Raw genomic sequence first — 14,153 nt, 5'->3', positions numbered from 1 at the left:
GGAAAAACCCCCGATCGGGCGCCATTATTTGCGCGGGAATCGCGCTAAGATGGGATAAATAGTCCCACCTCGTTCCCTTGGCAGCGACCGGGGCGGCACCTAAATTGTATCCGTCTAACGATGAGGATTCCTTGGGATTTCCTCGCATTGACCAAAGCCACTGCCCAAGGATCAGGGTCGCGATCCGCGCGACCACGAAGGAAGATCGATGAACGCCAATCTGCGCAATTTCGCCCTCTGGGTCATCATTGTCTTGCTGCTGTTGGCGTTGTTCACGCTCTTCCAGAATCCGGGTCAGCGGGCATCCTCGCAGGACATCGCCTTCTCCCAGCTTCTGAGCGAAGTTGACCGCGGCAATGTGCGCGACGTCGTGATCCAGGGGCCTGACATCCATGGCACCTTCACCAACGGCTCGAGCTTCCAGACCTATGCGCCGAACGACCCGACGCTGGTGAAGCGCCTCTATGACAGCAAGGTGCAGATCACCGCGAAGCCGCCGGGCGACAACGTGCCCTGGTTCGTCTCGCTGCTGGTCTCCTGGCTGCCCTTCATCGCGCTGATCGGCGTCTGGATCTTCCTGTCCCGGCAGATGCAGGGCGGCGCCGGCAAGGCGATGGGCTTCGGCAAGTCGCGCGCCAAGATGCTGACGGAGGCCCATGGCCGCGTGACCTTCGAGGACGTCGCCGGCGTCGACGAAGCCAAGCAGGACCTGCAGGAGATCGTCGAATTCCTGCGTGACCCCGGCAAATTCCAGCGCCTCGGCGGCCGCATTCCGCGCGGCGTGCTGCTGGTCGGCCCTCCCGGCACCGGCAAGACCTTGATCGCGCGTGCGGTCGCGGGCGAAGCCAACGTGCCGTTCTTCACCATTTCCGGTTCTGACTTCGTCGAAATGTTCGTCGGCGTCGGCGCGAGCCGCGTCCGCGACATGTTCGAGCAGGCCAAGAAGAACGCGCCCTGCATCATCTTCATCGACGAAATCGACGCCGTCGGTCGTCACCGTGGCGCCGGCCTCGGCGGCGGCAATGACGAGCGCGAGCAGACGCTGAACCAGCTGCTGGTCGAGATGGACGGCTTCGAGGCCAACGAGGGCGTGATCCTGATCGCGGCGACCAACCGCCCCGACGTGCTCGATCCCGCGCTCTTGCGTCCGGGCCGTTTCGACCGCCAGGTCGTGGTGCCAAATCCGGACGTCGTCGGCCGCGAGCAGATCCTCAAGGTTCACGTCCGCAAGGTGCCGCTGGCGCCGGATATCAACCTGAAGACCATCGCGCGCGGCACCCCGGGTTTCTCCGGCGCCGACCTGATGAACCTCGTCAACGAGGCTGCGCTCACCGCCGCCCGCCGCAACAAGCGGATGGTGACCCAGGCCGAGTTCGAGGAGGCCAAGGACAAGGTGATGATGGGCGCCGAGCGCAAGTCGCTCGTCATGACCGAGGAAGAGAAGCTGCTGACGGCCTATCACGAAGGCGGCCACGCCATCGTCGGCCTCAACGTGCCCGCGACCGATCCGATCCACAAGGCGACCATCATTCCGCGCGGCCGTGCGCTGGGCATGGTCATGCAGCTCCCGGAGCGCGACAAGCTGTCGATGTCCCTGGAGCAGATGACCTCGCGGCTCGCCATCATGATGGGCGGCCGTGTCGCCGAAGAGTTGATCTTCGGCCGCGAGAAGGTGACCTCTGGCGCCGCCTCCGACATCGAGCAGGCCACGCGCCTTGCCCGCATGATGGTGACGCGCTGGGGCCTGTCGGAAGAGCTCGGCACCGTCTCCTATGGCGAGAACCAGGACGAAGTCTTCCTGGGCATGTCGGTGTCGCGCACGCAGAACGCGTCCGAGGCGACGGTCCAGAAGATCGATTCCGAGATCAAGCGCCTGGTCGAGGAGGGCTATCAGGAAGCCACCCGCATCCTCACCGAGAAGCGCGCCGACCTCGAAGCGCTCGCCAAGGGCCTGCTCGAATTCGAGACGCTGACCGGCGACGAGATCGTCGATCTGCTCAAGGGCAAGAAGCCGAACCGCGAATCCGTACTCGAGCCCGCCACGCCGCGCGCCTCCGCCGTGCCCCCGGCCGGCAAGTCGCGCCCACGGCCCGATCCGGATCCCGGCCTGGAGCCGCAGCCGCAGGCCTGATCGCAAGCGGCAAACCGAATTGAAGAACGCGGCGGCAACGCCGCGTTTTTTTTGGGGCGGCGGCGATCTGCGCCTCGAAGTTCAATCCCGTGCCCCGGAGGCAGCGCGGCTCTACCTTCGCTGTTAGAGCGTTTTCGAGCGAAGTGGACGCCGGTTCGCGTCAAGAAAACGCGTCAAGACAGGAATCTGGAGCCCCGTTCCGATTCGGTCGGAACGGGAAAGGCTCTAGAGCTACGGCGGGACAAGTCCGCTTTGCCCCGCCTGCGATCTCCTCACTTCGTCGCCGCTCCGGGCTTGGCGCCACGGGCGAGGAAACGCAGCACGTCGTCGTTGAACTGTTCTGGATCCTGCAGGAACGAGAAGTGGCTGACATCTGGCTGGATCAAGAGGCCGGCGCCCGGAATGCTCGCGGCCATGAACTCGGTGTTCTCGCGCTTGATCGCCTCGTCGTGATCGCCGTCCACGATCCAGGTCGGCACCTTGATCGTCGCAAGGTCCGAAGCCGTCCACTTCGGCTGGCTCTCCCACATCTTGGTGATCTCCGCGACGAACCCCTTATATTCGGTCGGGGTCGGCGAAAGGCGCTTGTACTCCTCTCCGGCCCTGGCGATGTAAGCATTGAAGACGTCGCTTGACGCAATATCCGCGACGCCTGACGGGTCCGAGTTCGCCGCGAAGGCGAACAGCCTGCTCACCCGCTCCGGATGCTTCATGGCGATATCGAGGCCGATGATCGCGCCGTCGCTCCAGCCGACGATAGCGGCCTTCCTGATATCGAGATGATCGAGCAGCCCGATCACGTCCGAAGCCATCAAATCGTAGCCATACGGCTCCTGGTTGCGGCTGCTGCGGCCATGGCCGCGGCTTTCCATGACGATGACCTGGTAATGCCGTTGCAGCGCGCGGACCTGGTGGCCCCAGTAGTTGGCGTTGGCGAGGCCGCCATGCAGCAACAGAACGGGCTGGCCGCGACCGAATACGGCATACCAGACCTTGATGCCATTGACGGGAGCGAAGCCGCTCTGCGTCGCCTTGGGCAGGCTTGGAGTCGGCGGCAGGCCGAGCCATCGCGGCGCCGCGTGCGCCGTGGTGATCGAGACCGTTACGAGAAGTGCGATGAAGAGCTTGCGAAGCAGCATGACACACCTTCCTCTTCGAGCATCGGACAGTACCGTATGGCAGAACGGGCGTGCCGGCTCGCAAGTTAGTTCGCACCGAGAAGTGAACATCCCCTGCGCTCAGGCCGGCGGCCGCGGCCCGATCCGGATCCCGGCCTGGAGCCGCAGCCGCAGGCCTGATCGCAAACGGCAAACCGAATTGAAGAACGCGGCGGCAACGCCTTTTTATGGGCCAAGCGCGCATTCGCGAGCCGGCATTCCGCTGGCTCCCTCATGCAAAGCGAGCAGCGCCGAACCAGGGCACTTCCGTTCCGGGGGCATCGTTCGAGCCTAGGCCGTTTTGCCACACCCATCTCGGCTGAATCGGTTGCGGTCGATCAAGATAGGGGATCTTCACGGCGTTAGGCTTCCGGCTCGTCAAAGGAGGATACATGGCTTTCAAGGATGTTCTGTTGACCCTGGCGAGCTATCCGGAACCGACGCCGGTCTCGGCGATCGACCATGCGGTTTCGATAGCCGCCGTCCTGGATGCGCACCTCGCAGCCATTTCCTGCGAAGTCCATGCGGAAGTGCGCGGGAGCTTGCTCGGGGATGTCATCTTGGACATACCCGCCCTTGTTGCGCGCGAGGCCGCCAAGAGCCGCCAGAATGTAAAAGCGCTGCTCGCGGCCTTCGAAGCGTCGGCCGTGAAATCCGGCGTTCGGCATGAGACCATCTTCGAGCAATGTACAACCTACAGCGAGGCGGCACTGCTGGTCGACTATGCAAGGCATCGCGATCTCACGATCATGGCGGTGCCGGAATCCCATGATCGGTGGCACGCTGAGGAGGTGATCTTCGAGTCCGGGCGGCCGACGCTGATCCTGCCCACTGCCGTGCGATCGCGTCCGTTCCAGCTCGATGCTGTCAGCGTGGCCTGGGACTTCAGCCGCGCCGCTGCGCGAGCGGTTTCCGACGCGCTTCCTCTGCTCGAAAGGGCGAAATATGTGCGCGTCGTGACTGTCACGAATGAAAAGGCTCTGGATTCCAGACATTCCGCCGAAGAACTGGCGAAGAACCTGGCTCGTCACGGCATCGAGGTTGTCCTGGACGAGATCGATGCCGGCAGCAAGCCGATTGCCGAGGTCCTCGAGGCCTACGTGCTGTCTCGCGGCATCGACGTCCTCGTGATGGGCGCGTACGGAACGCCGCGGTGGCGGGAATTCGTGCTCGGCGGCGCGACCAGGGGCCTGCTGGCCAAGCCGCCGATCCCGATTCTGTTTTCGCATTGACGCCTGGCCATGCAGGACGTCGGAATAGATGCCAATCAGCAACCTGCCATCAGGAGAGTGTCGCCCGGTTCGACAAAGCTGATCAGATCGCTCACGCTCACACACGCAGTGCTCTACGGGCTCGGCGTGACGATCGGCGCCGGAATCTACGTCCTAGTGGGGGCGTCCGCCGCGCGGAGCGGGATGCACGCGCCTCTGGCGTTTCTCGCTGCTGCGGTCGTGATGGGCCTGACCGCGGGCACCTTTGCTGAATTGGGCACCCGACTGCCGGTTGCGGCGAGCGAGGCGGCCTATGTCCAGGCCGCATTTCACCGCAAATGGCTCGGCGGTGCCACGGGGCTGCTCGTGGTCGCCGCAGCGACGATTTCAGGTGCAACCATTACCGTTGGGAGCGCCGGCTATATCGGCGTATTCTTGCCGCTGCCTTCGGCCTGGATCGTCGCCGGCGTCGTGCTTGCGATGGGAGCGATCGCCTGCCTGTCCGCGGTTCAGTCCATCAGCTTCGCTGGGCTGATGACGGTCGTGGAAATCGGAGGATTGATCCTCATTATCGGAGCAGCCGGCCTCTTCCAGGGCGATGCCCTGGTCTCGCGGCTGCCCGAGTTGTGGGCCCCCATGACCGACGTGACAGCCTGGACGGGGATCGCACAGACCGCGCTGCTCGCCGTATTTGCGTTCATCGGGTTCGAGCATTTGGTGAACATCTCCGAGGAAATGAAGAATCCTTCTCGGACCCTGCCTTGGGCCCTCTTCATCACCCTCGGCGTGACGGCGCTTCTCTACTTTGCTGTCGTCTGGATTGCGGTGGTCGCCATGCCGCCGGCCGAGCTCGCGCGCTCATCGGCTCCTCTTGCCCTGGTATTTCAGCGGCTGACAGGGCTTCCTCTCTCGGTGCTGAGCGCGATTGCGGTGGTGGCGACGCTCAATGGCATCATCGTTCACATGATCATGATCGGGCGTGTCCTGTACGGCCTGGCGGATCGGGGCAGTCTTCCGTCTCTTCTCGCGAGGGTGAATGCCAAAAGCGGTGCTCCGGTGGTTGCAACCCTCTTTGGGGTCGGCGCCATTCTGATCCTCGCGCTCGGCATTCCGCTGACCGGATTGGCCGAATGGACTTCGCGGCTGACGCTTGGAGTCTTTGCCCTGGTCAACCTCGCGCTTCTTCGGATCAAGGCGAGCGAACCGAAGCCGCCTGCCGGCGTGTTCCTGGCGCCTGCGTGGGTGCCGGTCGCGGGGCTATTTACAAGCGTCGCGTTGCTCCTGATCGATCTCGTCGGCTGGCGCGCGCCGTGAGTTCGGGCGAGCAGCCCGAAGTGGGTTGAAATCGTGGGTGCGCTTCCGGAGCATGATCCGGAAAAGTGTGCAGCGGTTTCCGAAAAGATCATCGACTGGATTTGCAGCTTGGGCGCGGCTCGCGCGCTCTCACTTGCGCACGCGCCAGACCGTCCAGCCGGGTTTCGACATCGCTTCGACCGGCTCCAGAAAATCCGGAGCTTCACCGCGGCCGAGCCGTGCGGCGAGGCCCTCCGGCGCGATGCGGACAAGGTCCCCCTGATCGGCGGAGCGGTTGCAGGTCAGGATATAGTCGACCTGCCGGGCGCGGAGCATTGCGCGCGCGGCTTCCGGTGTTGCCGTCATCGTGTGCACCATGACGAGGTTGCCGTCGTTGTTGCGATGATAGGGGCCGGCGAACACGGAATGACCCGTCGCAGCCAGGATCGCAGGACCGGAGTCGATCGGCGCCATCACCCGCCCGGGCGGCAGCGCGGCGAGCGGAGCTGCGCTGGAGACGGTCTGGCAGGACACGTTGGGGTCGGGCATCGCGATCTCGTGGCCGCTCGTTCCCGCGGCGAATGCCGGCCAGATGGCAAAGCCGACGCCGCCAAGCGTGGCTGGCGATACGAGCAGTGCGGCACGCAACAGCCCCCAATTGGCCGCGGCACCCGTGCGAAGCGCCGCGATTGCCATGACGCAGAGGGGGGCCGCGACGATGTTGGCGGCGGCGCCCCCGCGCAATTCCCACAGGCTGACGCCGAACAGCGCTGCGAGCGTGACGGTCGAGACGATCCAGCGAAAGCGCGTCTGCGGCGTGTCGCGGGTGATGGCGGCAAGGCAGAGACCGAGCGTCAGCAACGGAAACGCATAATACGCGAGCAGCTTCTGCGGCTGCATCCGCGCCAGCTCCGTCACCGAGATAGTCTCGCTGACCCGCTCGAGCCAGAAGCTGACGAGCAGGGGATCGACTTGCGCATAGGGCGAGGCAACGCAGCTCGGATACGATTTGAAGAACGCGCCCAGCAGGAGCGCACCGGCGAGCGCAGCCGCGGCGAGCCGCATCCAGATGGACCGGCGGAGACAGCTGACGCCGGCCACCGCAAGCAGCGCGATGCCGCCGCCCGCGGACAACAGCAGGATGGGACCGCCGAAGGCATCGCAGACCGGCCTGGCAAGACTGTTCAGCGGGAGCAGCAGCAGTGCCAGCAGCAGCGACGACCCGGCGAGGCCCGCACCAAAAGCGCAGGCTGCGCGCAGGGCTTCAGTGCCCTTCCAGATCAGCAGTCCCATCACGGCCGCGCTTGCCACGGCGATCGCGGGCAGCATTTCCAACCCGATCGCCAGCGACAGCCCAGCGAGACACCCGGCCAGAGCCGCCTTGGCTGCAGAGTATTCAAGACTGGTGATGCAGAGGACGAAGCCGAGCAGCAGCACGATCTGTACATTGTGATGATCGATCGCGCCGGCGCGAAAGTGGATCAGGGCAGGGATCGACAACGCGGTGACCAGAATCGCGGCGAGCCGCATCCGCGCGCGGTCGGCCGGCGCGCTCGCCTGACTTGCGATCGTCGCTGCGAGCCAGAGCGCGGCGCCCATCAGCAGCGAGGGCCATGCGACCAGCGTGAGCGCTTCGGCAGCGTGCTGGCCGAGCAGGGGCCGAAACAGGAGGATCAACAGGGCCAGGGGCGCATCGACGATGCGGGACCAGTGCATCGCGATTCCGGGAGGATCGAGCCGGTATTGCGTCAGGTCGAACCAGCCCTGGCCGGCCAGGAGATCGCGCACCTCGACCAGCCGCATCGCGTCGTCGGTCGACAGCGCGTCGAACACCCCCGTCTTGATCGCGGGAAACCCGAGCGTAGCCACGATCGCCGCCCAGGTGATCGTGAGCACGATCGCAGGATTCGGAGCAGCGGTGAATCCTCGCTCGGTCGGCAGGACGGGGGAAGACATCATACTGCCCTCAATTTGATGCTGCGGGGGTGGACCCGCCAGCCGCGCTCTGCCCGTCGTCCCGCATATGAATGACCGCGATGTCGTCCGCATAGATTCGCTTCCAGCCCTTGAGCTGGTCGAGGATCTGCGGGCCCGGCGCGTCAGCCACCAATAGTGTCGCGTCGATCTTGTACTCGTCCAACAAGCGCGGCAGCAGCTCGGGCTTCTTGCCTTCCGTCGCCTTGAAGAAGTCCATGACGAACTTCTCGCCATAGAGCTCGGCGCGACCGTCGACAAAGACAGGGACATCGCGCGAGATCAGATAGCCGCCGAACTGGTAGGCGTTGAAGATGCGCTGCGACTTGCGTTGCTCGAGCAGGTCGACCGCCGCGACCGGCGTCTGCGTCATCGTGAAAGAGAAGCGGTGGTGCCCCAGATAGAGCGACGTCGAGGTCCAGCTTGCCGCCACGATCATCAGCGCGCCAGCCGCGGTGACATAGCGGGCCGGCCAGCGGTCGGCACCGGCGCCTTCGAGCGCCGGGCGCGGGAACATCTCGCCGAGCGGCTTTGCCAGCACCAGCGGCACCAGGAACGCAAATGCCTCGATGCTTCTGACATGGGTCAGTGCACTCCAGGTCAGGAACAGGATCAGGAATATCCGGGGCGCCGACAGTACGAGGCCCCGATAATAGCCGAATGCGATCAGGGCGAGCAGGGCGCCTTCGAACGAGGTGAACGTGGCGAAGTTCGCCGGCATCCATTCGAAGATCAGCGACAACAGCTCGCCGAGGCTGAGGATGTTGGTCGCACCCTGCAGCGTCCGCCAGCCATAGGGTGTGCAGCAACTCGCGATCAGCGCGCCGATCCCGAACAGCACCCAGCGCATGAACAGGGCAAGCCGCCGTCCCTTCTCGGCGTGCTCGACGGCCTCGAGCGAGATCGGACCGATCAGCGCGAGGCCCAGCACGAAGCCGCCATGCAGGTTCGCCCAGAGCGCCATCAGCGGCAGCCAGGTCCAGGACGGCGCCCTCTTGCGGTCGGCGGCCGTCATCAGCACGCCGACCCACGCCACCATGACGGGCAGCGCCAGGATATGCGGACGTGCCAGCACGTGATGGATCGACAGCAGCAGCGCCAGCATCCCGAACAGCACGGCGCGCGGAGCCCCGATCTGCGCGTCGAGCAGATGGACGAAGATGGCGGCCGCGAGCGCGACGGCGACCGCGGTGAGGATGACCGGACCTGCCCAGTCCAGTTGCGCATGGGAGAAGGCGAACGCTACCTGCGACAGCCAGGACGTCGAGATCCACGGCGCGCCTGTTCGCGTGAAGGAATAGAAGTCGGTGGTGGGCATGGCGCGGTGGTCGAGGATCCATTGCCCGATCTTGATCTGCCAGAACGAGTCCGAATCCTGAAGCAGCGTGTCGCCGAGATAGAGGAAGAACAGGTACGCGCCGGCACCCACGCACAGCGGCACCAGAGCCCGCGCGTGGCTCTGAACCGCGATGCTGTTGGCAAGGGAAAGGGACATGCCGCCTCGTCGTCCTGTTGTTCTCGTCGGGCCGAGCATGATCCGGAAAATCGTGTAGCGGTATTTCCGAGAAGATCATGCTCGAACAGACGCGAAGCGCGATGAACGATTCATCTCATCGGCTTCGGCCCGAGCGGGCGGCATTGGACCACGGTGGTCATAACTTCGGGTAAACCGGCCGGGCCGGCTTCGTGTCCAGACAATTTAATGGATTGTTGTGGGTTTCGATTTACCATGGGCCGATACACGCAAGCCGCTCGATGTTTACGCAGTCGAATTAACTGCGGCGCAATTCTTTGCCTCTACGTTCGGTTCCATGGTCGGGCGGCGCTGGGAAGCCGAAAAGACCAGATCAGTTGTAAGCCTCGTGTACCCATTTGGAGCACTCTATGAAGAACCTCGTCGCGCGTTTCGTGAAGGATGAATCCGGCGCCACCGCCATTGAATACGGCCTGATCGCCGCCGGCATCGCGCTGGCGATCATCACCGTCGTCAACAATCTCGGCACCACGCTGAACGGCAAGTTCGGCTCGATCTCGACCAGCCTCAAGTAAGACTGGACGAACTGCGAATTTCTTGAGAGCCCCGTCTGTGGCGGGGCTCTTTTTCGTATGGGCGCCTGCACCGAACGATCGGTTGAGGTGCGTGGTTCAAGACGTGCGATTTGGCAGCCGCCTCGCGATGAGCCTCGGATGTCCCGCTGCAAGAGCGCCTGAGAGTCCGTCGCAGCCGGATGCCGCGAAGGATGGCTCAAGGCAAGCTTTGCGTACGCGAAGGCCGGCGAGAAGCTAACGGCCTGGTTTTGGTTCACCGGACGCGGAAGGCAGTTGCGCCGGCGCGTCGTCGCGGACGTGAACCACGGCGATATCATCGGCATAGAGCCGCTTCCAGCCCGGCAGATGGTCCATGATCCTGGCTGCGGGAATGGTGGTGTTCAGCAACGTCGCGTCGATCCGGTAGGTCTCGAGCAGCCGCAGCAGGGTGTCCACGTTCTTGCCCTCGACGGCATCGAAATAGTCGAGCACGAACTGCTCGCCATACAGCTCGGCGCGGCCATCGATGAAGCTCTTGATGTTGCGCGTGATCAGATAACCGCCGATCGGAGCGGTGCTGAATATCCGTTGCGCGTGCCGTTTTTCGAGCAGGTCGACTGCAGCGGCAGGGCTCTGATTGCCAATGAAGGCATACCGGTACGGCGTCGCATAAGAACGCGTGATGCTCCAGCCGGCCGCGACGATGGCAAGCGCCGCGATTGCGGTCAGGGCAAAGGAGGGCCGCGCCTCGCTTCCCTTCAGCGCGAGCGCTCTCGTCACTCCGAAATGTTCGGCGAGCGGTTTTGCCAGCACGAGGGGCGTCACCAGCGCGAAGACCTCGATGTTTCTGACGTGGTTGAGTGCCGCCCAGATCAGCCCGAGCAGCAGAAAAATACGGGTCCATGACAGCACCACCCCGCTGCAATAGCCGATGGCGATCAAGCCGAGCAGGCTGGCTCCAAACAGATCAAGCGAGCTGAAGTCGGCCGGCATCCACTCCCAGATCAGCGAGAGCAGCTTGCCGAGGCTGAGGATCTTCGTCGACGCCAGGAGCGTGTTCCAGCCATAGGGCGTGCAGCAGCTTGCGGCGAGCGCAGCAAGGCCGAACACGGCCCAGCGCGCCGCCAGTGCAAGCCGGTCCTTGCGATCGGCGGCCGCGATCGCATCAAGGCCAATGGCTCCAATCAGCGCCAGGCCCATGACGAAGCCGCCGTGAAGATTGGCCCACAGCGCCATCAAGGGCAGCAACAGCCAGGAGGGCGCGCCACGCCGATCGGCGGCCGCCAGCAGCCCGCCGACAAAGGCCAGCATGACGGGCAGCGCCAGCATGTGCGGACGGGCGAGAACGTGGCCGACCGACATCGCGAGCAGCGGGGTCAGGAGCAGAAAGGCCCGCGCAGGTTCCAGATAGGGCTCGAGCCGGTAGACGAAAATCGCCGCAGTCACGCCGATCGCGAGCGATGTCAGGATAACGGGGCCCGACCAGTTCGATGGCTCGTAGACAAGGGCGAACAGGACTTGCGACAGCCATGAACTCGAGATCCAGGCCTCGCCGGCTCGCGTGAACGAATAGATGTCGTTGTAGGGCAGTGCGCGGTGTTCGAGGATCCACTGCCCGATCTTGATCTGCCACAGCGTATCGGAATCGCGCAGCATGATGTCGCCGATGCCCAGAAAGAACACGTAGACGATGGCGCCAATACAGAGCGGCATGACCCAGCGCGCAATGCCGCGGACCGGAACGCTGCTGGTGACGGAAATCGACATTGCACTCCCGGAGTTGAACGACCACGCACAACAGCGCACCGGGACCTGAGCATGATCGCCTTTAAGCTGGGGTAAATCGCACCGGTTTTCCGCACCAGGCGGTGCAATGATGCATTTACTATCTGCTCACATGCAGCTCGTGGTTGCGTTGCGCTTGCATACGCATTTGCATCTTGTCATTCACTCTGAATAGTTGTTCAGTCCTTGCGGGGCGATTTGCATCTTTGACGTGACGAAGCGTTGGGCCGCAGGGCGTGCGGCCGGCGTGTGGGACAGGAAGCGCGCCATGGTTTATCGGCGGACGCATCAAGTGGTTAAGCGCCTTGCGGCGCGGCGCAGTGCGATTCTGGCGGCGGCGCGGGAGGCGGCGGCGGAAGGCGGGATGGCGGCGGTGCAGATCGCGCCCGTCGCGGTCCGGGCCAACGTCGCGGCCGGAACGGTCTACCGCTACTTCCCCTCCAAGGCCGACCTGATCTCCGAGCTCATTGCCGAGGTCTCCCGCGACGAGCTCGCGGCGATCCGTAGGGCAGCCGACGCCGCGCCGGGGCCGTCCTCGGCGCTGGCGGCGGCCGTGACCACCGTGGCGGTCCATACCCTGTCGCAGCGCAGGCTGGCCTGGGGCATCCTGGCCGAGCCTGTCGACGTCGATGTCAGTGCCTCGCGCCTTGCCAGCCGGCGCGAGATCGCGGGCGAAATCGCCACGCGGATCGATGCCGCCGTGCGCGCCGGTCACCTGCCGGCCCAGGACACCGCGCTCGCCGCCACCGCATTGCTCGGCGCGCTGCACGAGGCACTGGTCGGGCCGCTCGCGCCCGACAATCTCGACGATCCCGTCAAGATGCGCGACGCGGTGCAGACCGTGACGCTGCTGGCGCTGCGCGCGGTCGGCGTGATGGACGCCCGCGCCCGCGGCCTCGTGGTGCAGCAGACGCTGTTGCCGACGACGAAGGCGCTGGTGGGGGCGTAAAATCGCCGCGCGGCCGAGGTGGCGCCCTGACCTCGCTCAGGTCGTTGACTGAGCGGGCCTTTTCGCAAAACCGCAGCGAACTCGCCGGAAGCCTCGGCTACTGTGCATGGGGTTGTTTTCGGCGTTTTTGTTTGGCGTGGCCTGGCGGCCTACATGTTCGCGTCGCCCTCGGGGCCGACCGAGGCGATGCGCACCATGTTGGTGGTGCCGGGGATGCCGAGCGGCACCCCGGCCACGATGATCACACGCTGCCCGGCGCGCACGAAGCCGTCCCGGAACGCGATCTGGCCGGCGCGGCCGACCATGTCGTCCTGGTCGCGCGCATCTTCCGCCACCACGCAATGCACGCCCCAGACGACCGCGAGCCTGCGGCCGGCGGCGATGTTCGGCGTGATCGCCACGATCGGCGGTTTCGGCCGCTCCCGCGCAACACGCACGGCAGTCGAGCCCGAGCTGGTCCAGCAGATCAGGGCAGGCAAATCGAGCGTCTCGGCGATCTGCCGGGCGGCATCCGCGATGGCATCGCCCGCGGTGGATTCCGGCGCGGGACGCTGGGCCGTGACCACCGAGCGATAGGTCGGGTCGCGCTCGACCTCCTCGCCGATGCGGTTCATGGTCGAGACCGCCTCGACCGGGAATTTGCCGGCCGCCGATTCCGCCGACAGCATGATGGCGTCGGCCCCCTCGTAGACGGCCGTGGCGACGTCGGAGACCTCGGCGCGGGTCGGTACCGGCGACTGGATCATCGATTCCAGCATCTGGGTCGCGATCACCACCGGCTTGCCGGCGCGGCGCGCCATCCGCGTCATCTGCTTCTGCAGGCTCGGCACACGTTCGAGCGGCAGCTCGACGCCGAGATCGCCGCGTGCCACCATCAGCGCGTCGGAGGCCTCGATGATGTCGGCGAGGCGATCAATCGCCTGCGGCTTCTCGATCTTGGCCATCACGGCGGCCCGGCCGCGGATCATCTTCTTGGCCTCGATGACGTCGTCAGCCCGCTGCACGAAGGACAGCGCGATCCAGTCGATGCCGGTGACGAGGGCCGCCTCGAGGTCGGCGCGGTCCTTCGGCGTCATGGCGGAGACCGGCAGATCGGTGTCGGGCAGGCTGACGCCCTTGCGGTCGCTCATCTTGCCGCCGACGACGACACGGGTCACCGCGTGCTCTTTCGAGGTCTCCTCCGCAATCAGCCGCACCTTGCCGTCGTCGAGCAGCAGCGCATGGCCCGGCCGCAGCGCAGCCAGAATCTCCGGATGCGGGAGATTGACGCGCGTGGCGTCGCCCGGCGTCTTGTCGGAATCCAGCGTGAAGGTCTGTCCGTTCTGGAGCTGGACCGCGCCGTCGGCAAAGGCGCCGAGCCGGAGCTTGGGGCCCTGGAGGTCCACCAGGATGCCGATCGGCCGGCCATAGCTGCTCTCGACGTTGCGGATCGTCGCCACCAGCTCCCGCATCTTGTCATGCGGGGTGTGGCTCATGTTGATGCGGAACAGGTCGGCGCCGGCCTCGAACAGGCGGCGGATCATCGCGAGGTCTGAAGAGGCCGGTCCCAGGGTCGCGAGAATCTTGATACGGCGAAGACGCCTCATGGCTTATTCCCAGGCGGGGGCGAGGGCGCTGGCGGGAGG

General features: G+C 65.1%; 10 protein-coding genes. 5 read left to right on the top strand and 5 right to left on the bottom strand.

Annotation, left to right across the window (positions count from 1 at the left end):
• The first annotated feature begins 208 nt into the window (after nucleotides 1–208).
• A complete protein-coding gene (gene ftsH / locus EHH60_RS08910; RefSeq protein ID WP_124159103.1) occupies nucleotides 209–2,131 on the top strand; it encodes an ATP-dependent zinc metalloprotease FtsH in 1,923 nt (640 codons plus the stop codon).
• 272 nt (nucleotides 2,132–2,403) lie between these two features.
• Here ftsH and EHH60_RS08905 read toward each other — a convergent pair whose 3' ends face one another.
• The gene (locus tag EHH60_RS08905; protein WP_199751366.1) at nucleotides 2,404–3,270 is read right to left on the bottom strand and encodes an alpha/beta fold hydrolase; all 867 of its coding nucleotides are present in this window, start codon (nucleotides 3,268–3,270) and stop codon (nucleotides 2,404–2,406) included.
• A 410-nt stretch (nucleotides 3,271–3,680) separates the two neighbouring features.
• Here EHH60_RS08905 and EHH60_RS08900 point away from each other — a divergent pair, with 410 nt between their 5' ends.
• Both EHH60_RS08900 and EHH60_RS08895 read left to right on the top strand, forming a co-directional pair.
• Nucleotides 3,681–4,520 (top strand): universal stress protein, encoded by an 840-nt coding sequence (locus tag EHH60_RS08900; RefSeq protein WP_124159101.1) that lies wholly within the window; start codon nucleotides 3,681–3,683, stop codon nucleotides 4,518–4,520.
• Nucleotides 4,521–4,529: 9 nt separating this feature from the next.
• Nucleotides 4,530–5,813 (top strand): APC family permease, encoded by a 1,284-nt coding sequence (locus tag EHH60_RS08895; RefSeq protein ID WP_124159100.1) that lies wholly within the window; start codon nucleotides 4,530–4,532, stop codon nucleotides 5,811–5,813.
• Nucleotides 5,814–5,942: 129 nt separating this feature from the next.
• Here the strand turns inward: EHH60_RS08895 and EHH60_RS08890 are convergent, their stop codons facing one another.
• Both EHH60_RS08890 and EHH60_RS08885 read right to left on the bottom strand, forming a co-directional pair.
• A complete protein-coding gene (locus tag EHH60_RS08890; RefSeq protein ID WP_124159099.1) occupies nucleotides 5,943–7,751 on the bottom strand; it encodes a hypothetical protein in 1,809 nt (602 codons plus the stop codon).
• Nucleotides 7,752–7,758: 7 nt separating this feature from the next.
• On the bottom strand, nucleotides 7,759–9,261 hold the full coding sequence (locus tag EHH60_RS08885; RefSeq protein WP_124159098.1) for a hypothetical protein: 1,503 nt from the start codon (nucleotides 9,259–9,261) through the stop codon (nucleotides 7,759–7,761).
• A gap of 389 nt (nucleotides 9,262–9,650) precedes the next feature.
• Here EHH60_RS08885 and EHH60_RS08880 point away from each other — a divergent pair, with 389 nt between their 5' ends.
• Nucleotides 9,651–9,815, top strand: a complete 165-nt coding sequence (locus EHH60_RS08880) for a Flp family type IVb pilin (protein ID WP_124159097.1) — start codon at nucleotides 9,651–9,653, stop codon at nucleotides 9,813–9,815.
• A gap of 234 nt (nucleotides 9,816–10,049) precedes the next feature.
• Here the strand turns inward: EHH60_RS08880 and EHH60_RS08875 are convergent, their stop codons facing one another.
• Nucleotides 10,050–11,561 (bottom strand): hypothetical protein, encoded by a 1,512-nt coding sequence (locus EHH60_RS08875; protein WP_124159096.1) that lies wholly within the window; start codon nucleotides 11,559–11,561, stop codon nucleotides 10,050–10,052.
• A gap of 286 nt (nucleotides 11,562–11,847) precedes the next feature.
• On the opposite strand from EHH60_RS08875, the gene EHH60_RS08870 reads away from it, so the two are divergent.
• A complete protein-coding gene (locus EHH60_RS08870) occupies nucleotides 11,848–12,528 on the top strand; it encodes a TetR/AcrR family transcriptional regulator (RefSeq protein WP_124159095.1) in 681 nt (226 codons plus the stop codon).
• A 149-nt stretch (nucleotides 12,529–12,677) separates the two neighbouring features.
• Here EHH60_RS08870 and pyk read toward each other — a convergent pair whose 3' ends face one another.
• On the bottom strand, nucleotides 12,678–14,114 hold the full coding sequence (gene pyk / locus EHH60_RS08865; RefSeq protein ID WP_124159094.1) for a pyruvate kinase: 1,437 nt from the start codon (nucleotides 14,112–14,114) through the stop codon (nucleotides 12,678–12,680).
• Nucleotides 14,115–14,153: the final 39 nt, after the last annotated feature.

This window comes from Bradyrhizobium sp. RP6 (assembly GCF_003837805.1).
GTDB lineage: Bacteria > Pseudomonadota > Alphaproteobacteria > Rhizobiales > Xanthobacteraceae > Bradyrhizobium.
Note: the sequence above shows the minus strand (reverse complement) of the source record. Positions and strands in the feature narration are given on the sequence as shown.

What these genes read in the sequence shown, in the direction of transcription:
- ftsH (WP_124159103.1), top strand. Translation starts at nt 209, where the DNA reads ATGAACGCCAATCTGCGCAATTTCGCCCTCTGGGTCATCATTGTCTTG.
- EHH60_RS08905 (WP_199751366.1), bottom strand. Translation starts at nt 3,270, where the DNA reads ATGCTGCTTCGCAAGCTCTTCATCGCACTTCTCGTAACGGTCTCGATC.
- EHH60_RS08900 (WP_124159101.1), top strand. Translation starts at nt 3,681, where the DNA reads ATGGCTTTCAAGGATGTTCTGTTGACCCTGGCGAGCTATCCGGAACCG.
- EHH60_RS08895 (WP_124159100.1), top strand. Translation starts at nt 4,530, where the DNA reads ATGCAGGACGTCGGAATAGATGCCAATCAGCAACCTGCCATCAGGAGA.
- EHH60_RS08890 (WP_124159099.1), bottom strand. Translation starts at nt 7,751, where the DNA reads ATGATGTCTTCCCCCGTCCTGCCGACCGAGCGAGGATTCACCGCTGCT.
- EHH60_RS08885 (WP_124159098.1), bottom strand. Translation starts at nt 9,261, where the DNA reads ATGTCCCTTTCCCTTGCCAACAGCATCGCGGTTCAGAGCCACGCGCGG.
- EHH60_RS08880 (WP_124159097.1), top strand. Translation starts at nt 9,651, where the DNA reads ATGAAGAACCTCGTCGCGCGTTTCGTGAAGGATGAATCCGGCGCCACC.
- EHH60_RS08875 (WP_124159096.1), bottom strand. Translation starts at nt 11,561, where the DNA reads ATGTCGATTTCCGTCACCAGCAGCGTTCCGGTCCGCGGCATTGCGCGC.
- EHH60_RS08870 (WP_124159095.1), top strand. Translation starts at nt 11,848, where the DNA reads ATGGTTTATCGGCGGACGCATCAAGTGGTTAAGCGCCTTGCGGCGCGG.
- pyk (WP_124159094.1), bottom strand. Translation starts at nt 14,114, where the DNA reads ATGAGGCGTCTTCGCCGTATCAAGATTCTCGCGACCCTGGGACCGGCC.